Here is a 21,589-nt window from a genome sequence, read left to right as displayed (position 1 = left end):
TCTGATTAGTAATATAAATCGTCTTACTGGTATTTTGCAGTGCAATATAATCATGCTGCCCATGCAGAAATCGCATGGCTTGCGAGTATGGAGTGTATATTAGCAACCTGCCGTTATGGATCGGTTAAAAAGCACCCCAAATTCGCCCAATGACGAATTCGTATGGGAATATTTCCCTCGTGCTCGATCAACGGCTATAAAGCAAAGAGAGGAAGCGCGTAGTCGCGCGTTTGGCGGAGTAGGGCATGTATCGCGGTCGATTGGAGCGAGACCTCTCGCTTTGGGTGGAAAAGGGGCTCTTGCCGGAGGCAACTGCAGGAGCGCTCTTGGAGGAATATGACGCGCGCCCGGCAAGCTTCAGCCTTGGCAACGTGCTGATGATCCTCGCGGCAATCCTGCTAGGGGCGGCGATCCTGCTGGTTGTCGCTTCGAATTGGGAAGCCATCCCGCGTCTTGTGCGCGTCGCCGTCATTCTTGCAATCATCTGGGTCGTGCATCTCGGCGCGGCGGTCATGCTCAGGCGCGGCGCAACCGGCGCAGCGGGCGGACTGCTGGTGATCGGGACATTGGCCTTCGGTGGAGCGATTTCGCTGATCGGGCAGATGTATCATCTGTCGGGAGACCAACTGACGGTCATGTACCTGTGGTTTGGCATGGCAGTGGTTTCGGCGGTGCTGTTTCGCTCCGGCGTCGTCGCCGCGGTGGCAGGCTTTCTGTCTTGGGGCAGCTTCGCGGCCTATCTCGATACCTACGATACGCGCTGGGTCGGCCTCGATCCCTGGATTGTGCCGCTCATGGCAGCGGTTGTCATTGGTCTCGTCCACCTCACCGGCGCGGATCGCGCGCGCCATCTCGCGTATCTGCTGCTTGTCGCCTGGCTTACCTGGCTCTATGCGGTGAACGAGAATTTCTGGCTCGCGCTCGCCTATGCTATCGGCGGCATGCTCACCTTTGTTCTCGTCAGCCTGCCGGTAGCACGACGTTCCGCGCTTCTCAGGACTGCCGGATCGGCTCCTGCCTTTTACACTTTCCTCGTCGCCATCATCGGTCTCCTTCTGCTCCATATTGAATTGGAGCATGGCTGGCAGTTCGTGACATTGGCGCTGGTGACGCTGGGCGCCGCAGTTGTTGCCATTGCGCTCCAGGGACGAAACAACGGTGCGGTGCGCTATCTGGCCTACGCCGCCTTTGCCGCTGAGATGCTCTACCTCGCGTCGGTGACCGTCGGGTCGATTCTCGGGACATCGAGCCTCTTCCTGTTCTCGGGGCTCTTCGTTGCTGCCGTCGCGTGGCTCGTCATTCGCCTCGAGCGGCGATTTGCCCTCAGAACTCCGGAGGCAAGCGTATGAGCATTTTCTCGCCGCAAGGCTCAGGCAGCCGCTACATCGTCGCTGCAATCATCGTAGCGGCGCTGCAGACCGCCGTTCTTGGCTATGCGATCGAGAGCCGTGCGTCGATTCTGCGCAGCGGTACCGACGCTCTGCTGAAGACCGCGCCCGTCGATCCGCGCGACTTTCTGCGCGGTGACTATGTCGTGCTGAACTACGAGATCTCCTCGGTCCCGGTAGCATCGATTGTTGGCGGTGTACCGCAGGACCAGGGCAAGAAGAGCCTATGGGTGCGGCTGAAGCCTGGCGATGGCGGATTCTGGGGCATTGTCGAAGCATCGTTCGAACGCTTGGCCGAGCAACCGGGCACCGTGGTTCTGCATAGCAGGCCTTTCTATAGTTATGGCCCCAATTCCGCCGACCACATCCGCGTCGAGTATGGCATCGAACGCTATTACGTTCCGGAAGGCCAAGGCACGGCCTTGGAGAAGGCGCGCCAGGGCGGTGACGTCTCCATTGCCGTTCGCGTGGCCTCGGATGGAACGCCACAGATACGCAGCCTGCTCGTCGACGGGAAGCCCGCCTACGACGAGCCTCTTTATTAAGTTGACGCCGAATGGTGTGGAAGCCTGCGAGCGCGGGCGAAATCACTGTCATTTGCCCTTCATTTTTCCTTTGCCTCTCCCAAATCGGGTGTTATAGAGACGCCGCGCTCCGGAAGGCCTCATGTGCAGGCATATGCATGCGGTTTTTGAGAACGCGGGTATGGTGAAATTGGTAGACACGCCAGATTTAGGTTCTGGTGCCGCAAGGCGTGGGAGTTCAAGTCTCTCTACCCGCACCAAAAGCTGGCTTGCAGGCGGGGGGACCGGAACCGGTGTTCCTCGATTACCCGGCAGCAAGGCGCCGTTCCGCCAGGGGCGGAATGAATAAGAATTGAGAACAAGCCACGCTCGGCAACTTTCCGGCGTCGTGCTCATCGAAACGAACGGCGTCTGGGCACGGCCGCCACGAAATGAGGTAGGAAGACATGCAGGTTATCGAAACGCTCGCTGAAGGGCTGAAGCGCGAAATCAAGGTCGTAATCCCGGCCAAGGACATGGAAGTCAAGATGAATGAGCGTCTTGCCGACGTGAAGGACAAGGTCCGCATCAACGGCTTCCGTCCGGGCAAGGTTCCGGCCGCTCACCTCAAGAAGGTTTACGGCAAGTCCATTATGGCCGACCTCGTCAACGAGATCGTCCGCGAGCAGCCGACCGCCATCTTGGCCGAACGCGGCGAAAAGTCCGCGACGCAGCCGGAAATCGCGATGACGGAAGACAAGGACGAGGCAGAACAGATCCTCGCCGCTCAGAAGGACTTCGAGTTCACGCTGTCCTACGAAGTTCTGCCGCCGATCGAACTGAAGTCCAACAAGGGCATCAAGATCACGCGCGAAGTCGTCGACATCTCCGAAGAGGAAGTCAACGAACAGGTTCTGAAGGTCGCTGAAAGCGCCCGTTCGTACGAAACCAAGAAGGGCAAGGCCGCCAACGGCGACCGCATCACGATGGACTACGTCGGCAAGGTCGACGGCGTTGCCTTCGAGGGCGGCACCGACCAGGGCGCCGAACTCGTTCTCGGCTCCGGCCGGTTCATCCCGGGCTTTGAAGACCAGCTGGTCGGCACCAAGGCTGGTGACGAGAAGACCATCACCGTTACCTTCCCGGCTGACTACCCGGCCAAGAACCTCGCTGGCCAGGAAGCCACCTTCGACCTGTCGGTCAAGGACGTTGCTGCTCCGGCCGACGTTGAAATCAACGACGAGTTGGCCAAGAAGCTCGGCCTTGAATCGGCTGACCGTCTGAAGGAAATCGTCCGCGGCCAGATCGAGTCGCAGTACGGCTCGATGACCCGCCAGAAGGTCAAGCGTCAGATCCTCGACCAGCTCGACGAAATGTACAAGTTCGAGACCCCGGCCTCGCTCGTCGACGCCGAGTACAACGGCATCTGGAACCAGGTCGCCAACGATCTCGCTCAGTCCGGCAAGACCTTCGAAGACGAAGACACGACGGAAGAGAAGGCACGCGAAGAGTACAAAAAGCTCGCTGAGCGTCGCGTTCGCCTCGGCCTCGTTCTCTCTGAAATCGGCGAAAAGGCCGGCGTCGAAGTAAGCGAAGACGAAATGCAGCGCGCCATCTACGAGCAGCTGCGCCAGTATCCGGGCCAGGAAAAGCAGATCCTTGACTTCTTCCGCAGCCAGCCGGGTGCGGCAGCCTCGATCCGCGCTCCGATCTTCGAAGAAAAGGTCATCGACCATCTGCTGACCGAAATCGACGTCACGGACAAGAAGGTGACCAAGGAAGAACTGCTCGCCGACGAAGAAGGCGAAGAGTCCGAGAAGGATGCCAAGAAGGCCGCTCCTAAGAAGAAGGCTGCTGCAAAGGCAGAAGCTGCTGAAGGCGAAGAAGCTGCTCCGAAGAAGAAAGCAGCTCCGAAGAAGAAGGCTTCCGAGGAAGGCGCCGAGTAATCTTCGGCCAGTTGAAATTTACGAAAGCCCCGCCTTGTGCGGGGCTTTTTCTTTTCCAGGTCGCGTGCCTGCTTTTAGGCTGCCGTCCGTCCAGGTCACACGATATGGTTGCATTTTGGAATGATCTGATGCAATCTAAGCGTTGTTGGCAGGGGAAGGATTGACGATGGCTTCCGGCGCAGACCTGACAAGGCGGATTTTCGAGGCGCGGCATCGGGGGGGACCTTGATGCGCTTATGTCATTCCTTGGGACAATTGCGTTTTCCGGGCAGAAGGCAGCCAGTATCTGGCGTCACTCACCAACCCGGTTGTCGGCAGCGCTGCACTCCGCGCGACGATGCGGCAGTTCATTGACACCTGGGACATGACGGCGCTGGAACTCGACATCCGTGTCGACGGAAATGTTGCACCGGTTCATCGCGTCGGCCAGATGCGTCATAGTACGACCAAGTTCGATACCGAAATCATGGACAAGATGACCTTCGAGAACGGCAGGCTGGTTGAGTGCGTGGAATTTCTCGACACGCTTCAAGCTGCGTCACTACTCAATATAGCGGCGATCTCTGCGGCACAAATTTAACCGGCCCGTTCTTGCGTTGTCGGCGGCGGCGGTCGACCTCAGACTGCCGGTCGGGCCTTGTGGGCGTGGGTCAATTCCGCGACCTTGTGAATGTGGGACACAGCAGCCCGCCCGCCGGCTGTCTTCGTGAAGAGTTCAAGCGTCTCATCCTCATGGTCACCGACCGGTGTCAGTGCCTGGTCCATATAGGCTTTGGACGCTTTGTCTCGTGCGATGAAGAAGGCGCTGATTGCAAGCTTGGCAATGGTCGCACCTAGCGACAGGTGTTTGGTGACCGTCTCCCAGACGAAACGCGGCCAGAAGGTTACAGCGCTTTCTCGCGGCATATCGGGCCGCCGTTCGGAGGGATGCTTGAGACGTAGAAGGCCGCTCTGCAATGGATGCACGTTCTCCAACGGTACAGTTGTGGCGAACGACACAAGGACCTTCACGAGGCTGGCGAGCGGCACGCCCGTGGCAACGGCCCGGCGCAGCAGCGTCTTCATGTGCTCCGGCGAATAGTAGAGCGACCAGGCCTCCTGGTAGATGCCCTCCCATTCCTGCTTGCTCATCTTCGGATGCGCGGTGCAGACGTGCTCCACGTCGTAAATGTTGAGATCGGCGTCCATCTCGACGCCTTTCTTCCACAAGGTCTGGTGGTCTTCCGAGCCCGGCAGTGGTGTCAGCACGAAGAATTCAATGACATCAAGAGGCAGTTCGTGCTGGATGATCGCGATGTCGCGGCGGATCGTCTCCGGCGTGTCCGCGGGGAAACCGAGAATGTAACCGGCGAGAGTCATGATGCCCTGTGCCTTCCAGGCAAGCAGCATCTTCCGGTATTCGGTGATCTTGTTCTGGTTCTTCTTGGCCGCCGTGAGGTTGTCCGGGTTTACGTTCTCAAGCCCGATGAAGACGCGGGTGACGCCGGCACGCTTTGACTTTTCGATGAAGTTCGGGATCTTGTGGCAGAGGGTGTCCACCTGGATCATCAATCCGAGCGGAATGCCGTCCTTCTCCCTGAGTTCGATCAGGCGGTCGAAGATTGCTTCCCAATCCCTGTTGCGTGCGAAATTGTCGTCGGTGATGAAGAACTTATGGATGCCTTGCGCCCAGTTCATTCGCACCAGCTTTTCGACATCGTCGGCCGAGCGGAAACGCGACTTGCGGCCCTGCACGTTGATGATGGTGCAGAAGGAGCACTGATAGGGGCAGCCACGGCCGGCGTCAAAACTCGTGCTGAGGCCGAGCGTCTGCGCGACATTGGTTTTCGGCAGAAATGGGACGGCGGCACCTTCGATGCTGGGCAGGTCGTTCATGAAATTGTAGAGCGGCTCAAGCTTGCCGGCGGCGGCGTCCTGTAGAACGCGGTCCAACCGGCCTTCTGCCTCTCCAGCAAACATCGAGATGCCCATCTCGCGACAGGCGTCGAGGCCGACCGCCTTGCCGTCGAGCATGGCCAGGCATCCCGACACGTGAAAACCGCCCATCGAAACCGGAATTCCGGCAGCGCGGAAGGGCCGGGCAATGTCGAGCGCCCGCGGATATTGGTTCGACTGCACACCAACCAGGGCGATCATCCCGAAATTGTCGTGCTGTTCAAGCCGCTTGAGAAGTGCGGGGACGTTGACCCGAGTGTTGGTCTCGTCGATGACCGTAATCTCGATCCCGACATTGGGCCCCAATACCTTGCGTTCGGCGCAGTCGGCAGCGATTCCATAGATCGCAGCCAAGGAATTCGACGGGATCATCGCCCGCCACCACCGGATTACATAGCCGTCATCGTCATAGTGCGACGGCTTGATGAGGATGAGCTGAAAGGTCCGTTCGGCAGTCTTTGGAAGATCTTGCACGGTCACTCGCTGGTAAGAGGAATCCCCGAAAATGGACGCTACCAGACACGGTGGATTATACAAGTAAAGCTTTTACCGATGCTATTCGACACAAATAAGTCAGTTGGAATGGATTTTGGACGGCGCGTAGGTGTCTGTTTTCGTTCAAGAAATTATCAAATTCGAATCGGTTGCCGTTAGTCGGAGGGATTAAAGCTCCGACTTGATGTCGCCCATGCGGTTCCACGCGTCGAGGCCTGCGATCTTGTAGGCTTCAGCGAGGGTCGGGTAGTTGAAGGTGTTTTCGACGAAGTACTCGACGGTGCCCTTGAGGTTCAACACTGCCTGGCCGATGTGAACCAACTCGGTCGCTCCTTCGCCGACGATGTGCACGCCAAGCAGCCGGCGCGTCTTCAGAGAGAAGATGAGTTTCAGAAGCCCAGTATCGAGTCCCATGATGTGGCCACGCGAAGTCTCGCGGAAACGCGCGATGCCGCATTCATAGGGGATACCGCGCTCCTTCATCTCTTCCTCGGTCAGGCCGCAGGTGGAGATCTCAGGCACGGCATAGATGCCGTAGGGAAAGTACTTTGGCGGCTCCTTCGCGACCGCGCCGATAGCAACGCGCGCAGCAATGCGGCCCTGCTCCATCGAGGTGGATGCCAGGCTCGGAAAGCCGACGACATCGCCCGCGGCATAGATGTCTGGTACGGACGTCTGGAAGGTCTCCGGATTGACCTTGAGGCGACCGCGGCTATCAGCTTCGAGCCCGGCCGCGTCCAGGTTGAGCGTGTCGGTCGCGCCCATGCGCCCGGCGGCGAACAGGACCATGTCTGTCACCAGGCGGCGACCATTGTCGAGCTTCAGTTCAACCTTGCCATTGTCGAGACGCGTCACCTTGTCGGCCTTGGTGCCGAGCAAGATCTTCATGTTGCGATCGCGCAGTTGGTAGGTGAAGTCCTCGACGATTTCCCGGTCGATGAAATCGAGCATCGTCGCCTTCGGATCGATCACGGTCACCGCGGTATCCAATGCGCTGAAGATCGTCGCATATTCGATGCCGATGACGCCCGCGCCGATCACGACCATCGAGCGCGGCAGCTCGTCGATGTCGAGCAGTTCGTCGCTGTCGAGCACCGTCTTGTTATCGAATGGGATGTCGTCCGGACGGAACGGTTTCGTGCCGACCGCAAGCAGGATGCTCGCTCCCGTGACCTTGACCACTTCCCCATCATCCTTGACGACCTCGAGTGTCGACGGGTCGAGAAAGCTTGCCTTGCCCCTGATGTGCTGCACCCGGTTTCGGGCGAACTGGTGTTCCAGCACTTCGACTTCGTGATCAAGGGTGATCAGCAGGCGGCGCCGAAGGTCATCCGCGCTGATCTCTTCCTTCACGCGATAGGATCGGCCATAGAAGCCGCGCTCACGCCATCCGGACAGATTGAGCGCCGTTTCGCGCAGCGTCTTGGAGGGGATGGTGCCGGTGTGCACCGAAACACCGCCGACGCGCTTGCCTTGCTCGATGACCAGGACCTTCTTGCCAAGCTTGGCTGCCTGGATTGCGCCGCGGCGGCCTGCCGGGCCGCTGCCCACAACAACGAGATCGTACTGGAACATTAGGCTGGCCCCGATTGGAAAGCTGGAATCATTTTGCGACGCAATATGTCGCGCGTCCACCGGGGCAGGTCAATGTTGCAAAATGCTCTAGGAGGAGAGGTCTGGATTTATTGAAGCCAAGTAGGGTTCCAGCTTCTCGAAGCTGCGGTCCATGGCGAAGGCGCGAGCGAAAGGCAACCCGATATGCCCGTAGAAGATGGACATCTGTTTCTCCGCAACCCCCTGGCTCGTCTTGTCGACGCCGGCCAGATAGAGAGCGGAAGCGAGACCGGTTCGATCCGCGCCTGAGTTGCAATGGATCAACAGCGGTTTCGGCGCGTCCTTCATGACTTGGATCAATTTCATCGCTCGCTCTGGCGAAAGCTCCTTGTAGGCCGACATCGGGAAATCGATATGCTCGATGCCAAGTGTCTTTGCCTGCTCGACTTCGGCGCTCCGTACCGGGTTATTGCCTCGCAGGTTTATGATCGTCTTGATCCCATAACGCTTCGAGAAACCCGCAAGGGCTTCAGGCGATGGCTGCGATGAACGATAGACTTCGCCATCGACGACCGCGTGGAAGTTGTCCGTAACTGTCAGGTAGAGGGCGTAGCTGCCACCGGCGAGAAAAGACCCGGCGAGCAAGCACAGCGCTGCTATCGCGCTGCGAGGAAATCGGCGAGAGGCGGTTGGCGTCATAAAGGTCCCGGAGCAGTTTGATTGCAGCATTGTCCCTTTGCCACCTAAACCTGACGGATACCTGAAGCACTTTAGACTCCTATAGGTTTAGACCCCTATATCAGACGCAACCCTTTCAGGCTAGCGTGACCGTCCTTGCCGATGATGATGTGGTCGTGGACCGTGATGCCGAGGGGCTTTGCGGTGTCGACAATCATCTTGGTCATGTCGATATCGGCCCGTGACGGCGTGGGATCGCGGGAGGGATGATTATGCACGAGGATCAGGGCTGTGGCCGAAAGCTCCAGCGCCCGCCGCACAACCTCGCGCGGATAGACCGGCGTATGATCGACCGTGCCCCGCCCTTGAACCTCGCCGGCGATCAATGCGTTGCGCTTGTCGAGAAAGAGAATGCGGAATTGCTCGCGTGTCTCGTGAGCCATCGCGGCGTGAGTATTGAATCACCAACGACCAGGACGACAGCACCTGCTTGCCTCGAAGCTCGCTCTTCAGGGTCCGCTGTGCGACCGTCGAGACCAGTTTCAAATCGAGCGCCACGGCTTCGCCGATGCCCTTTACCTCCTGCAGCAGAGGCAGCGGTGCACCGAAGACGGCAGCGTGCGAGCCGAAGCGCTCGAGCAGCGCCTTGGCGATCGGCTTGGTGTCGCGCCGGGGGATCAGCCTGAACAGCAGCAGTTAGAGCAACTCGTAATCGGCGAGGGCTGTATCGCCATGCTGACGGAAGCGGTCGCGCAGGCGCTCGCGGTGCCCGTGGTAGTGCTCTTCCTTGCCAAGCGAGGCGGAGAGGTTGGCCTGCTTCGCCAAGGATGCCGGCTTGGCGGCCTGTTCCGCGAAAAAGGAGCGTTCGTCGCTTGCATCGCTGGTGGCCAAGGGCAGTTCGGCGTCGTTGGAATGCGAAACAGGACCCTTCGTCATCAAGCGCTCATCGGTTCAAGGGCGGGAGGCCGGGTCGGTCGAGGCCGCCTGGCGAAAGCGTGAAAATCTCGCAGCCGTCGGCAGTAACCCCGACCGTGTGTTCGTATTGCGCCGAAAGTGAGCGATCGCGCGTTACCGCAGTCCAGCCGTCCGCCAGAACCTTCACATGCGGCCGACCGAGATTGATCATCGGCTCGATCGTGAAGATCATGCCTTCCCGCAGTTCGGGCCCTTCGTTCGCGCGACCATAGTGCAGGATATTTGGGGAGTCGTGGAACAGCGCGCCGACGCCATGACCACAGAAGTCGCGCACGACGGAACAGCGCTCGGCTTCGGCATAGGTCTGAATGGCTTCCCCGATCGCGCCGGTGCGGGCGCCGGGCCGAACGGCCGATATGCCACGCAGGAGGGATTCATAGGTCACTTCAAGCAGCCGCTCAGCAGCGCGCTTGATGGTTCCGACCGGGTACATCCGGCTTGAATCGCCGTGCCAGCCTTCGACCACGTAGGTGACGTCGATGTTGACGATATCGCCTTCGCGCAGGGGTTTTGCATCCGGAATGCCATGGCAGACGACATGGTTGATCGATGTGCAGGTAGACTTTGTGTATCCGCGATAGTTGAGCGTCGCCGGAATCGCGCCGTTGTCCATGCCAAATTCGAACACGAAACGGTCGATTGCATCGGTCCCAACGCCGGGCCGCACGAACGCCGCCAGCTCATCGAGGCAACGCGCCGTCACTTGGCACGCCTTCCGCATTCCTTCGAATGCTTCGGGACCGTAGAGCCTAATTGCGCCGGTATTCTTCGATGGCGCGGAAGAGGCTTCGATATAATTCACCATTGCAGGCCCTTAGGATTGTCATTCTGGTACATAATGCAGCTATGCCGGGTTCGTCCATCGCGATCAATGGGGCGAATGCTATTTCTGCCGTGTGCGTCGTGTATCGGTGCCAAGTGGCTTTTCTGCGAGCGGCACGCGTCTTCGCCCTCACGCGATCCTCACGACCCTCGGCTTGAGCATGCATGCATTGGACGGGGCGCTGGAATTTGCCTCGTTGAGATAAAATCATATGGCTCTTCCCAGAGCCCCGTTCGTCGGTTTATGTCCGCAACTCCGGTCCCTCTGCGGCCTTGCCCGAGCAAGCTTCGCTTCCCCTGGGGACCATGTGTGCCACACAGGCACGTCCGAGGCTCAACTCAACGCCGCATTCGCGCGGACGCCGCCGTCCCCAGAGGGAGACCATTTTCTGCAGACCCCTGATGCGGAAGCTCACGTCCTTCTTCCGCACCCTGCGCCGGTTCCGCCTCGCCGCAACGCCTTGCGGTGTATCCGCGACGGGACAAGGGGATGATGGCATGGGGGCGAGGTGCGGGGAAAATCGAGCGCGGTGTTTTCTTTTGACTATTGATTAGGAGCGCGACGAGAACAACGAAGCGAAGGTGGACGTCGGCTTGTTCGGCATGCTCGTGACCACCACCAGCTGGCGTATCTGGCCGCGCTTGAAGGCAGCGAGGAAGCGCTTGTAGTCCTTGAAGGACACGCAACCGTTCGAGTCGCCGCGGGCGCCGAGCATGTAGGTGTGCGCAAGCAAGCCGACGCGGTTGTAGACGTAGCCTGCACCGCCGACAGGGTTCAGTCGGATCGCCTCGACGCCGTGGAAAAGGCTTTCGCGCATCGTCAGATTGTAAGTATGCGGCGGGGTCGGGCCGCGGTTCTTGGCATGCACATAACGCGGATTGTCACGCATCTTGCCGAGGCCGGAATGGGCTTCCAGGCGTTCGCCGTTCGGAAGGTAGACGACGTTGGCCGAAATGTCGTAGACCGCGACGCCATTGCGGGCGATCGCGGGGGACAGCCCCTTCTTCACCGTCGGCATTTGATCGTCGTCATCATCGGAAGCGCCGGCATCCGGGCGCGCATAGGCAAGTACGGGTTCAGCCGGAGCACTGCGATCGTTGGGGGTAGCCCGCTTGATCAGGCCATCGGGCCGAGCCATGGGCAAGGGGATCGCGGTGTCGGTGCCGCTCAAAACGAGATCGAACGGCTGGGTTGCCCCCGGTGCAGGCTGCTCAGTCGGCGCAAGAGCCGCAATCTCGACCGGGCCGGGCTTGGTGGCGGCGGGCGGTACCTGTCCCTTGATTTCGGCCGCAGGGCTTGCTGCGAGCGCCAGCAAGGCAGGTCCTTCGGCGGCTGCGACCTCCTGCTTCGACGGGATGATGATACGGTCAGTCGAGGCAACGGTCGCTGATGCCACCTCTACGGTGTCGTCCTTGGCCGGGCGCGCGGGCTGAGCGGGTGCCGCTGACGCGACAGCCGTCGCCAGCTCTCTGTTCGGGGAGGCTTCGGAGAGCGCAAGAGGTTCGGACTGCCCGACAAATGCCGCCGCAAGCGCCGCCGACGGAGCGGCTACGTGAACACCCCTTGCAAGGGCCAGTTCGGCATCGGTGCTCATGCGCAAGCGCGAGAATTTTTTGACGTGAACGAGGCGTTGCTCAGGCTCGGTCTTCGCGACGCTTGCGGGGGCAAGCGCGATGTCGGCGAAGCGACCGGCGCTCGGATGCGGGGCCGGTGCGACCATATGCATGGTCGCAAGTGTAGCGACGACCCACGCTGAAGCGGCAAACCCCGCACCGATGAGAGCTGCACCTGAAAGAAAGCGGAAAGAGTAACCGAAACGAGAAATGGACGTACCTATAGGCCTGCTATTGCTAAACACATCGACCGCAAACGCCATGAGACCCGTCTTTCACAACTCGTTACTGGGGCCGGCGGTACGAACCGATGGAAATTCCTTCGCCGGGGCCGGTATAGAAGCATCAGGGCTAAATTGCGGCTCGCTAATATGTCCGGTTGATTGGCAGGATGCCGAATTATGGTAACCAATTCCTTTACGAGCTCGCTCGAGCCGTTCGAAATTGAGGGCAGGCTTTGGGCATGTCCCTGGGGCGCCGGCTTTTTGCCTGCTCCTCCTTTGTCAGGACGTGCCGAGGAATGCGGATTCTGCTATGAATACCTCCCGTCGCGTGGCTCCACGTTGGGAGGGAAAGCCGATGTCTTCGACACAAGTGGTTCATGAAGAAATCTCGCCAGCCTTGCTTGTTGATGCGATGTTTGCATTTCGGAAAACGGCGGCGATGAAGGCAGCGATCGAATTCGATCTTTTCACAAAATTTGGCGGGCAAGCGCGCACGGCGGCGATGCTCGCGTCGGACATTAATTGCGCCGAGCGTGGGGTGCGCATTCTTTGCGACTTCCTGGTAGTTTCGGGTCTTCTGACGAAGAGCGGTGAGAATTATGCGCCGACGCCGTCGAGCAAGGCCTTTCTGGACAGGCGTTCCCCGGCCTATATAGGTGCGGCGATCGATTTCATGGGGTCGCCGCAAATGATGTCCTTGTTCCTCGAAAACCCTGCCGCCTACGTCCGCAACGGAGGCTCCGTCGGCTTGGCCAACGTGGAGCCGGACAACCCTATTTGGGTCAAGTTTGCGAGGGGCATGTTTGGGCTTAACACAGCGAGCGCGAAAGCTGTGGCATCTGACGTTGCGACATGGTCAAAGCTGCCAAGCAAGGTGCTGGACGTTGCCGCCGGTCCTGGTGCCTTCGGTATAGAAATCGCCAAGGTGGCGCCATCTGCCAGCGTGGTTGCTATTGATTGGAAGCCGGTTCTTGCGGTGACCGAGGAAAATGCAACGAATGCAGGAGTAGCGGGGCGCTTCAGCTTCCGACCCGGCAGTGCCTTCGAGGTTGATTGGGGCAGTGGCTATGATCTCATCCTGCTGCCGAATTTCCTTCATCACTTTGACGCCGAAGGCTGCGTCATGCTCCTGAAAAAGGCGCGAGCAAGTCTGGCGGCAGGAGGCCGCGTTGCGATCGTCGAGTTCGTTCCGAACGAGGATCGGGTGTCGCCCGAGTTCCCGGCTGCTTTCGCCATGGTCATGCTGGCCACGACACCGAAGGGAGACGCCTACACGGAGCGGGAACTGGCCGATATGGCCAAGTCGGCTGGTTTTCAGGAGTTCGTTTCCCGACCGCTGCCCCCGTCACCTGCCAGTCTGATCTTCCTGGAGTGACGAAGCCGAGCAGGGGCGTCGCTCTTAGGCTCGCTCCATCACGTAGCTTCCCGGCGCCTCCTCGATGGCGTTGAGCGCGGTGCCTCCCGGTTTCCGGGCGGGCACGCGCTTGTTGTCCTTCGCCTCGATCCAGGCTTGCCAGTGTGGCCACCACGAGCCGGCGTTCTCAGCCGCTTTGGTAAGCCACGTCTCATAGTCGCCGGTTACGCCGCCGCCGGTCCAGTATTGGTATTTCTTCTTGTCCGGGGGATTGACGACGCCCGCTATGTGGCCGGAGCCTGCCAGCACGAAATCGACCTTGCCGCCGAAGAACTGGCTGCCGAGAAACACCGATTTTGCAGGCGCGATATGATCTTCGCGGGTGGCGAGATTGTAGATCGGGATCTTGACGTCCTTCAGCGACAGCTTCTGACCGTCCAGGATCATCTCGTTCGCCGTCAGCGCGTTCCTGAGGTAGCAATTACGCAGATAGAAGGCGTGGTTTGCCGCCGCCATGCGGGTGGAATCGGCATTCCAGAACAGAAGGTCGAAGGGCATCGGTTCCTGGCCCTTCAGATAGTTGTTGACGAAATAGGGCCAGATCAGTTCGGAAGCCCGCAGCATATTGAAGGCGGTCGCCATCTTTGAGCCGTCGAGGTAGCCGATCTCCTCCATGTGGGCTTCAAGCCGGCCCAATTGCTCCTCGTCGACGAAGACCTTGAGGTCGCCGGCGTGGGTGAAATCGACCTGTGTCGTGAAGAGGGTAGCGGTCTTGATCCGCTTGTTCTTTTCCTTGGCGTGCAACGCTAGCGTTGCCGCAAGCAGCGTGCCTCCGACGCAGTAGCCGACGGCGTTCGCTTCCTTCTCACCCGTCGCCCTCTCGATGGTGTCGAGGGCAAAGTCGATGCCTTCGCGCGCATAGGCGGCCCAATCCTTTTGCGCGTGCCGCGCGTCCGGATTGACCCAGGAGATCACGAAAACGGTCTGGCCCTGATCGACGCACCATTTGATGAATGATTTTTGCGGGTTGAGGTCCAGGATGTAGAATTTGTTGATCCACGGCGGGCAGATGAGGAGAGGGCGCTTCAGCACCGTCTCTGTCGTCGGCTCGTACTGGATGATCTGGCAGATCTCGTTCTGCGCGATCACCTTGCCCGCGGTCAGCGCCATGTCGCGACCGACGGCGAATTTGGTCATGTCGGTCTGGCGAAGCCTCAGGTCGCCTTGGCCCGCCACGATATCCTCGGTAAGCATCTTCATCCCGCGCACCAGGTTCTCGCCGCTGGTCGCGATCGTTTCGCGGTAAAGCTGCGGATTGGTGGCAACGAAGTTGGTCGGCGAGAGGGCGGCCGTGATCTGCTTCACATAGAAACCGGCCTTGTGCTTCGTGTGCTCGTCGAGCCCGTCGGTTTCGGCTACCATCTTCTCCGCCCAATCGGCGGTGATGAGGTAAACCTGCTTCAGGAACTCGAAGAACGGGTTCTTCTGCCAGTCTTCATCGGCAAAGCGCTTGTCGTTGCGCTCCGGTTCCGCCGCCGGCGTTTCGCCCTGCATGCGTTGCATCGAGCGCATCCAGATACCGAAGTAACTGCTCATCAACTGGGTCTGCGCTTCGAAGGTGCGGCGCGGATCTGAGATCCAGTATTCGGTGACCTTGGAGAGCGTCTTGACCATGTCGGTCACCGGCTCCGCTGCATTTTCTGCGATCTCGCCACGTTCGCGTGGCGCAAGCCAGGCCGTGGCCGCCTTGCCGAGATTCTCCAGTGCACGGGCGAAGTTGACCGCCATCGCCTCGGGATCTTTCATCAGGTACGGATCCAGGTCCTTCGCATCGAATCCCCGGCTCTTTGCCTTGTCGCCGTCTTGCTGCTTGCTGTCGGTCACGTGTCTCCTCCGGCGGCGGCATGTTCCTGCAAATTGAGTTGTACATCTGGAAAGATCTATAAAACAAGTTCCGCTGACGCACGCTCGTGCTATTGCTTTGTGGCGGCGACGAATCTAACAGTCGAAGCACCTCAGGATTTGGGACCTCTGGCAAATGACGAGAATTGGCATCCGCACCATCGCAAACATGACCCGTATCGCGCTCATCGGCGCCGCCGCGGCCATGGCGCTTGCCGGATGCATGCAGACGCCCGAGGAAAAGGCCGCCTTCGCGGCAAGGCAAGCGGCCCCGACGCCCGTTGTCATGAGCGCGACAAAGGGTGAAGAGCCGACCGAGAGCGGCCTGTCGCATTACAAGGACGGCTATCCGGGATTCGGGGCACCGCTCACGGCCGCAAACGTTCAGATGAGCGACGACGAGGCTGGCGGGGTTCAGAAGCAATTGACGGCGCTTGCCGCCCAGCGCAAGGCCGGCACGATCTCGGAAGCCGAGTACCAGCGTCGCGTCGCGGAATTTCGCAAGCTAGCGGCCGAGCACGGCGCCGAAACGCTCTCAGAAATCGCCAATTAGGCCTTGCCTTCGCTGCAATTTGGAAGCAAAGCCTTCCATCTGTGGCGGAAGACGAATTTTTCCCGATAATGCACGGCCTGCGCGGCTTTCCGTCAAAGAAATGCCGTGCGACGCAAGTCTGATGAATACGGCGTTGGTGATTCTGAAGTTCGTATCGCGAACAGCCGGGAATTTAGGACGAACTTCGAGCGCGGCCGCGGTGGCCGCATTTCCGTGGGGAAAGAAATGGAAGAGTTTCACAAAGTCCGGCGTTTGCCGCCTTACGTTTTCGAACAGGTCAACCGTTTGAAAGCAAGCGCGCGAGCGGGCGGGGCCGATATCATCGATCTCGGCATGGGAAACCCTGACCTTCCGACCCCGAAGGCGATCGTCGACAAGCTCTGCGAAGTCGTCCAGGACCCGCGCACGCATCGTTATTCGTCCTCCAAGGGCATTCCCGGCCTTCGCCGGGCGCAGGCTGCCTATTATGCGCGCCGCTTTGGCGTGAAGCTCAATCCTGACACGCAGGTCGTCGCGACGCTGGGCTCCAAGGAAGGCTTCGCCAACATGGCGCAGGCAATCACCGCACCGGGCGACGTCATCCTCTGCCCGAACCCGACCTATCCGATTCACGCCTTCGGCTTCCTGATGGCCGGTGGCGTCATCCGCTCGATGTCGGTCGAGCCGGACGAGAGCTTCTTCCCGCCGCTGGAACGCGCCGTTCGCCATTCGATTCCGAAGCCGCTGGCGCTGATCCTCAACTATCCGTCCAACCCGACGGCTTTTGTGGCGACGCTGGACTTCTACAAGGATGTCATCGCGTTCGCGAAGAAGCACGATATCATCGTCTTATCCGACCTTGCCTATTCGGAAATCTACTTCGAGGGTGAGCCGCCTCCGTCGGTTCTCGAGGTTCCGGGTGCGATGGATGTGACGGTCGAGTTCACCTCGATGTCGAAGACCTTCTCGATGCCCGGCTGGCGCATGGGCTTTGCCGTCGGCAACGAGCGTCTGATCGCCGCGCTCACACGCGTCAAATCCTACCTCGACTACGGCGCGTTCACGCCGATCCAGGTAGCGGCAACGCACGCGCTGAACGGCGACGGCTCTGATATCGCGGAAGTCCGCAACGTCTACAAGCGCCGCCGCGACGTCATGGTCGATACTTTCGGCAAGGCCGGCTTTGAAGTGCCGCCGCCGGCAGCGACGATGTTTGCCTGGGCCAAGATCCCGGAAAAGTTCCGTCACCTCGGTTCTCTGGAATTCTCCAAGCTGCTCGTCGAGAAAGCCGACGTGGCTGTCGCGCCAGGCATCGGTTTCGGCGAAATGGGCGACGACTACGTGCGCCTGGCGCTCGTCGAGAACGAGCACCGCATTCGTCAGGCAGCCCGCAACATCAAGAAGTTCATGTCGACGGCAGACGAAACGATGCACAACGTCATCTCGCTCAACGCACATCGCTGATATAATCCCTCAACGGCAGCCGCTTCCGGCGGCTGCCCTTCATGACACATTTCAGGATCGATCCATGGCAGATGCCCTCAAAATCGGCATTGCGGGCTTAGGTACCGTTGGTGCTTCGCTTGTCCGTATCATTCAGCAGCGCAGCAACGAGCTGGCCGCAACGTGCGGACGCCCGATCCTGATTACGGGTGTTTCCGCCCGCGACAAGACCAAGGACCGCGGCATCGACGTCGGCGGCATCGAGTGGTTCGACCGGCCGGAAGATCTGGCGGAGAAGGGCGACATCGACGTTTTCGTCGAACTCATGGGCGGCGTCGGTGGATCGGCAAACAGCTCCGTACGCGCTGCTCTACAGCGCGGTCTCCATGTGGTGACAGCAAACAAGGCGCTGCTTGCCTACCACGGCGTCGAACTGGCGACGATCGCGGAAGAGAAGGGCGCGTTGCTGAACTTCGAAGCAGCGGTTGCCGGCGGCATTCCCGTCATCAAGGCGCTGCGCGAATCGCTGACGGGCAATACGATCTCCCGCATCTACGGGATCATGAACGGCACCTGCAATTACATCCTGACGAAGATGGAAAAGGAAGGCCTGTCCTTCGCCGACTGCCTGAAGGAGGCACAGCGCCTCGGCTATGCAGAAGCCGATCCCGCCTTCGACATCGAAGGCAACGACACCGCCCACAAGCTCTCGATTCTCACGACGCTCGCCTTCGGAAACCAGATCGCGGCCGACGATATCTATCTCGAAGGCATCACCAACATCTCGATCGAGGACATCCACGCTGCCGCCGATCTCGGCTACCGCATCAAGCTGCTCGGCGTTGCACAGCGGACCGATACCGGCATCGAACAGCGCGTCCATCCGACGATGGTGCCCGTCGATTCCGTGATTGCACAGGTCGACGGCGTGACCAATGCCGTGGCGATCGAGTCCGATGTTCTCGGTGAGTTGCTGATGGTCGGGCCCGGCGCCGGCGGCAATGCGACGGCTTCGTCTGTTCTCGGTGACATCGCGGACATCGCAAAGAGCCGACCTGGCGCCCAGCGCGTGCCCGTTCTCGGCCATCCCGCCAAATCGCTCGAGCCCTACCGCAAGGCGCAGATGCGAAGCCACGAAGGCGGATATTTCATTCGCCTGACCGTGCTCGACCGCACGGGCGTGTTTGCAAGCGTCGCGACCCACATGGCGGAAAACCATATTTCGCTGGAATCGATCGTCCAGCGCTCGAAGCAGCACCTTGCGCCGTCGCATCACCAGACGATCATCATGGTGACTCACGCGACAACAGAGGACTGCGTTCGCAAGGCGGTCGCCGCAATCAAGGGCGAGGGCTATCATGTGGGTGAACCGCAGGTGATCCGCATCGAGCGGCCGAAGGAAGACTGAGCCTCACCCGCTCCCAGAAGATCGATGTTGCCGAAGGTGCCGCGGTAGATCAGCCGCGCGCATCCACAGCTAACGTCGAGTGTCTCGTCCAAAACCGTTGTGCGGCCGGGCCAAGCCGCATAAAGCTGCCGATATCACTCCCGGTCCCGGGGTGGTGACAAGCGACGAGGGCAGCAGGCGATATGGAGATTCCGGCCGATCCGGTACAACGTGCGTTTCTGGGCGTGGAGAGGTCCGTACTGGACAACCGCTGGATATCGCGACTGGATCAGGCCGGCCAGAACCGGGCGCTTGCGATGTCTCAGGTGCACGGGCTGCCTGAACTTATCGCGCGCGTCCTCGCCGGACGCGGTGTCACCGTCGACGAGGCGCTGGAGTTTCTTGATCCGACGCTCCGCAACCTGATGCCGGACCCCTACACGCTGACGGATTGTGAGAAGGCGGCCAAGCGGCTCGCCGAGGCCATCCGCAACCAGGAGCAGGTCGCGATTTTCGGCGACTACGACGTCGACGGCGCGTCCTCGTCGGCGCTTATGTTCCGCTTTCTCAAGCACTTCGGCGTCAAAGCTGAGATCTATATTCCGGATCGAATTTTCGAGGGCTATGGGCCTAACGCTGCGGCAATCGGCAGTCTGATTGACAATGGCGCACGCCTGATCGTCACCGTCGATTGTGGGTCCACAAGCCACGATGCCCTCACCGAGGCAGCCAGGCGGAATATCGATGTGGTGGTGATCGATCACCACCAGGTGACACACGATCTGCCGCCGTGCCACGCGCTGGTCAATCCGAACCGGGAGGACGATCTCTCCGGGCAGGGACATCTCTGCGCGGCGGGTGTCGTGTTCCTCGTGCTCGTCGCGACGCTAAGGCTGTTGCGGGAAGCAGGAAACCCGCGCGTACGGTCGATCGACCTGCTGCAATGGCTCGATATCGTCGCGCTTGCGACCGTCTGTGATGTCGTGCCGCTGAAGGGTCTGAACCGTGCCTACGTCGTCAAGGGGCTGATCGCCGCTCGCCACCAGGGCAATGCGGGCCTGTCCGCTCTCTTTCGCAAGGCGGGTCTTGCTGGACCGGTGACGCCCTATCACTTCGGCTTCATGATTGGGCCGCGCATCAATGCCGGTGGGCGCATCGGCGACGCGGCACTCGGGAGCCGCCTGCTCACCCTGGACGACACGAGCGCGGCCGAGGCCATCGCCATGCAGCTGGATGAGCTCAACCGCGACAGGCAGGCTATGGAAGCGGCGATGCTGCTGGAAGCGGAGGCCGAGGCACTGGCGGAATATGGGGACGGCAAGGGCGCCTCGGTCATCGTCACTGCCCACGAAAAGTGGCACCCCGGGATCGTCGGCCTGATTGCCGCCCGTCTCAAGGAGCGCTTCAAGCGCCCGGCCTTTGCCATTGCTTTCGATCCATCCGGCAAAGGCACCGGCTCGGGTCGCTCCATCAACGGCTTCGACATGGGCAAGATGGTGCGCGCGGCTGTGGACGATGGCCTGCTGGTCAAGGGCGGCGGCCACGCGATGGCTGCCGGTCTCACCGTTGAGCGCGACAAGCTCGGCCGCTTGCGCAGCTTCTTTGCCGAGCGAGCCGAAAAGACGGTTGCCGCACTCGTCGCCAACGAGAAGCTGAAGATCGACGGCGCGATTGCCGCCAGCGGCGCGACGCTCGATCTGATCGACCGCCTCGAGACGGCCGGGCCTTACGGCTCGGGGCATTCACAGCCGCTCTTTGCTGTTCCCGCCCATCGGCTTCGCGATTCTCGTTTGGTTGGTGAGAAGCACGTGAAGGTGACGCTCGAAGCCATGGACGGCGCCCGCCTTGATGGGATCGCCTTCCGGGCCGCCGATACGCAGCTCGGCAACCTGCTGCTGAATTCGAGGGGCGCCAACCTCCATGTTGCAGGCTCGCTTAGCGCGGACCACTACCAGGGTGTACGACGCATCCAGCTACGCGTCCAGGACGCCGCTCCGGCGCGGTGAGTGCACATGGCTATCCAGTGAAGGCTCGCGACGCTATCCTCGCCTGTCGACCGGCCATTGGCGTCATCGGCCGCCGGACTCGCCGGACATTGATTGGCGACTATGCCGCGATTGCCGACTTTGGCCTGCATGTCGCAACGATCTGCGGCGATCCTGCTCCCGGCATACCGCTTGACGAGGTCGCCAAGATCGACGTGACGACATTTCTGTTCAAGCATACCGTTTTTTCGGGAAAGGCGACGTCAGTCATGGGTGATCCGTTGAACGCTGTCGCCTGGCTCGCTGCTGAGCTTGCAGCAAAGGGCCGCCAGCTCGAGCCGAACGACGTGGTCGCAACTGGTTCGTGCTCGAAAATTCTTCAGGTTTGGGCAGGCCAGCATCTCGCAGCCGACTTCGGTCCGCTTGGCCAAATCGAGTGCGTCTTTACCTGACGCTCATCGAGGGCTCGCGCCAGCGCTTAATGTGAAAAATCAGATCGAGCGCTATCTTCAGCGCATCACGCGGCTCGGGAGCACTCAGGGTCCACGCTACCAATGCATAGTTGATTTTCTGGGAGTGACTCTCCATCGCTGTTTTCAGCCCTTTGCAGACGGCGTGATCAGAGAAGTGTCGGTTCTGAGCATCAAATGCGTGTAGTCTTGCCCGCTTCCTCGATGCGCGCGACAGCCAAGAAGTAGGCTCGCGCAATGTGCCAGGGTCACGCAATAGCGATACTTTGACGAGAGGTTCCTCTGCGTTGCGGAGCGCCGCTTCGCCGTAACGCCGCAGAAGATCAGCCGTCATTTTAGGTGACCCATGGGCTGCTCATTCTGCTGCTAGGTAGTTGGCGGG

At 60.2% G+C, this 21,589-nt stretch carries 17 protein-coding genes, 1 tRNA gene and 1 pseudogene; 11 read left to right on the top strand and 8 right to left on the bottom strand.

Annotated elements, in window-relative coordinates:
- Window positions 1-245 precede the first annotated feature (245 nt).
- The 5 genes from IB248_RS08870 to IB248_RS31630 all read left to right on the top strand — a co-directional run bounded on the left by IB248_RS08870 (window position 246) and on the right by IB248_RS31630 (window position 4,417).
- Entirely contained in the window at window positions 246-1,349 is a 1,104-nt protein-coding gene (locus IB248_RS08870) for a DUF2157 domain-containing protein (RefSeq protein ID WP_018859362.1), read from the top strand.
- Window positions 1,346-1,933, top strand: a complete 588-nt coding sequence (locus IB248_RS08865) for a GDYXXLXY domain-containing protein (protein ID WP_018859361.1) — start codon at window positions 1,346-1,348, stop codon at window positions 1,931-1,933. Before IB248_RS08870 ends, IB248_RS08865 begins: the two co-directional genes overlap by 4 nt.
- A gap of 154 nt (window positions 1,934-2,087) precedes the next feature.
- Window positions 2,088-2,172, top strand: a tRNA-Leu gene (locus IB248_RS08860).
- 186 nt (window positions 2,173-2,358) lie between these two features.
- Window positions 2,359-3,837, top strand: coding sequence for a trigger factor (gene tig, locus IB248_RS08855; protein WP_169683367.1), 1,479 nt, complete (start codon window positions 2,359-2,361; stop codon window positions 3,835-3,837).
- A gap of 337 nt (window positions 3,838-4,174) precedes the next feature.
- Complete coding sequence (locus tag IB248_RS31630) at window positions 4,175-4,417, top strand: hypothetical protein (protein ID WP_018859957.1); 243 nt, start codon at window positions 4,175-4,177, stop codon at window positions 4,415-4,417.
- Between the two features lie 38 nt (window positions 4,418-4,455).
- Here the strand turns inward: IB248_RS31630 and IB248_RS08845 are convergent, their stop codons facing one another.
- From IB248_RS08845 to IB248_RS08820, 6 genes and pseudogenes are all read right to left on the bottom strand, one after another.
- Window positions 4,456-6,246 (bottom strand): radical SAM protein, encoded by a 1,791-nt coding sequence (locus IB248_RS08845; protein ID WP_026372165.1) that lies wholly within the window; start codon window positions 6,244-6,246, stop codon window positions 4,456-4,458.
- A gap of 189 nt (window positions 6,247-6,435) precedes the next feature.
- Window positions 6,436-7,842 (bottom strand): Si-specific NAD(P)(+) transhydrogenase, encoded by a 1,407-nt coding sequence (sthA, locus tag IB248_RS08840; protein ID WP_018859955.1) that lies wholly within the window; start codon window positions 7,840-7,842, stop codon window positions 6,436-6,438.
- A gap of 87 nt (window positions 7,843-7,929) precedes the next feature.
- Window positions 7,930-8,466, bottom strand: a complete 537-nt coding sequence (locus IB248_RS08835; RefSeq protein WP_245268038.1) for a dual specificity protein phosphatase family protein — start codon at window positions 8,464-8,466, stop codon at window positions 7,930-7,932.
- 149 nt (window positions 8,467-8,615) lie between these two features.
- Window positions 8,616-9,435: pseudogene (gene radC / locus IB248_RS08830) on the bottom strand (DNA repair protein RadC).
- 7 nt (window positions 9,436-9,442) lie between these two features.
- The gene (map, locus tag IB248_RS08825; protein ID WP_192240725.1) at window positions 9,443-10,279 is read right to left on the bottom strand and encodes a type I methionyl aminopeptidase; all 837 of its coding nucleotides are present in this window, start codon (window positions 10,277-10,279) and stop codon (window positions 9,443-9,445) included.
- Between the two features lie 568 nt (window positions 10,280-10,847).
- Window positions 10,848-12,173, bottom strand: a complete 1,326-nt coding sequence (locus IB248_RS08820) for a DUF2778 domain-containing protein (protein WP_026372164.1) — start codon at window positions 12,171-12,173, stop codon at window positions 10,848-10,850.
- A 316-nt stretch (window positions 12,174-12,489) separates the two neighbouring features.
- Here IB248_RS08820 and IB248_RS08815 point away from each other — a divergent pair, with 316 nt between their 5' ends.
- A complete protein-coding gene (locus IB248_RS08815) occupies window positions 12,490-13,509 on the top strand; it encodes a methyltransferase (RefSeq protein ID WP_018859951.1) in 1,020 nt (339 codons plus the stop codon).
- Between the two features lie 24 nt (window positions 13,510-13,533).
- On the opposite strand, the gene phaC is transcribed toward IB248_RS08815, so the two are convergent.
- Window positions 13,534-15,372, bottom strand: a complete 1,839-nt coding sequence (gene phaC / locus IB248_RS08810) for a class I poly(R)-hydroxyalkanoic acid synthase (RefSeq protein ID WP_112641381.1) — start codon at window positions 15,370-15,372, stop codon at window positions 13,534-13,536.
- 154 nt (window positions 15,373-15,526) lie between these two features.
- Here phaC and IB248_RS08805 point away from each other — a divergent pair, with 154 nt between their 5' ends.
- The 5 genes from IB248_RS08805 to IB248_RS08785 all read left to right on the top strand — a co-directional run bounded on the left by IB248_RS08805 (window position 15,527) and on the right by IB248_RS08785 (window position 21,189).
- Window positions 15,527-15,943, top strand: coding sequence for a hypothetical protein (locus IB248_RS08805; RefSeq protein WP_018859949.1), 417 nt, complete (start codon window positions 15,527-15,529; stop codon window positions 15,941-15,943).
- A 225-nt stretch (window positions 15,944-16,168) separates the two neighbouring features.
- On the top strand, window positions 16,169-17,386 hold the full coding sequence (locus IB248_RS08800) for an LL-diaminopimelate aminotransferase (protein ID WP_007532313.1): 1,218 nt from the start codon (window positions 16,169-16,171) through the stop codon (window positions 17,384-17,386).
- A 64-nt stretch (window positions 17,387-17,450) separates the two neighbouring features.
- A complete protein-coding gene (locus IB248_RS08795; protein ID WP_018859948.1) occupies window positions 17,451-18,773 on the top strand; it encodes a homoserine dehydrogenase in 1,323 nt (440 codons plus the stop codon).
- A 182-nt stretch (window positions 18,774-18,955) separates the two neighbouring features.
- Entirely contained in the window at window positions 18,956-20,758 is a 1,803-nt protein-coding gene (gene recJ, locus IB248_RS08790) for a single-stranded-DNA-specific exonuclease RecJ (protein WP_169683363.1), read from the top strand.
- Window positions 20,759-20,775: 17 nt separating this feature from the next.
- Window positions 20,776-21,189 (top strand): hypothetical protein, encoded by a 414-nt coding sequence (locus IB248_RS08785; RefSeq protein ID WP_018859946.1) that lies wholly within the window; start codon window positions 20,776-20,778, stop codon window positions 21,187-21,189.
- Here the strand turns inward: IB248_RS08785 and IB248_RS08780 are convergent.
- The gene (locus tag IB248_RS08780; RefSeq protein WP_192240724.1) at window positions 21,182-21,541 is read right to left on the bottom strand and encodes a hypothetical protein; all 360 of its coding nucleotides are present in this window, start codon (window positions 21,539-21,541) and stop codon (window positions 21,182-21,184) included. The two genes, IB248_RS08785 and IB248_RS08780, sit on opposite strands and share 8 nt — an antisense overlap.
- Window positions 21,542-21,589 lie beyond the last annotated feature (48 nt).

This window comes from Rhizobium sp. RHZ01, from assembly GCF_014851595.1.
Lineage (GTDB): Bacteria > Pseudomonadota > Alphaproteobacteria > Rhizobiales > Rhizobiaceae > Rhizobium > Rhizobium altiplani.
The sequence above is the reverse complement of the archived record's forward strand: the minus strand, read 5'-3'. Positions and strand labels throughout refer to the sequence as shown.

Coding starts and splice junctions, on each gene's coding strand:
- map (WP_192240725.1), bottom strand. CDS start 10,279: ATGGTGAATTATATCGAAGCCTCTTCCGCGCCATCGAAGAATACCGGC.
- IB248_RS08870 (WP_018859362.1), top strand. CDS start 246: ATGTATCGCGGTCGATTGGAGCGAGACCTCTCGCTTTGGGTGGAAAAG.
- IB248_RS08865 (WP_018859361.1), top strand. CDS start 1,346: ATGAGCATTTTCTCGCCGCAAGGCTCAGGCAGCCGCTACATCGTCGCT.
- IB248_RS08815 (WP_018859951.1), top strand. CDS start 12,490: ATGTCTTCGACACAAGTGGTTCATGAAGAAATCTCGCCAGCCTTGCTT.
- recJ (WP_169683363.1), top strand. CDS start 18,956: ATGGAGATTCCGGCCGATCCGGTACAACGTGCGTTTCTGGGCGTGGAG.
- tig (WP_169683367.1), top strand. CDS start 2,359: ATGCAGGTTATCGAAACGCTCGCTGAAGGGCTGAAGCGCGAAATCAAG.
- IB248_RS08800 (WP_007532313.1), top strand. CDS start 16,169: ATGGAAGAGTTTCACAAAGTCCGGCGTTTGCCGCCTTACGTTTTCGAA.
- IB248_RS08795 (WP_018859948.1), top strand. CDS start 17,451: ATGGCAGATGCCCTCAAAATCGGCATTGCGGGCTTAGGTACCGTTGGT.
- IB248_RS08820 (WP_026372164.1), bottom strand. CDS start 12,173: ATGGCGTTTGCGGTCGATGTGTTTAGCAATAGCAGGCCTATAGGTACG.
- IB248_RS31630 (WP_018859957.1), top strand. CDS start 4,175: ATGCGGCAGTTCATTGACACCTGGGACATGACGGCGCTGGAACTCGAC.
- sthA (WP_018859955.1), bottom strand. CDS start 7,842: ATGTTCCAGTACGATCTCGTTGTTGTGGGCAGCGGCCCGGCAGGCCGC.
- IB248_RS08780 (WP_192240724.1), bottom strand. CDS start 21,541: ATGACGGCTGATCTTCTGCGGCGTTACGGCGAAGCGGCGCTCCGCAAC.
- IB248_RS08805 (WP_018859949.1), top strand. CDS start 15,527: ATGACGAGAATTGGCATCCGCACCATCGCAAACATGACCCGTATCGCG.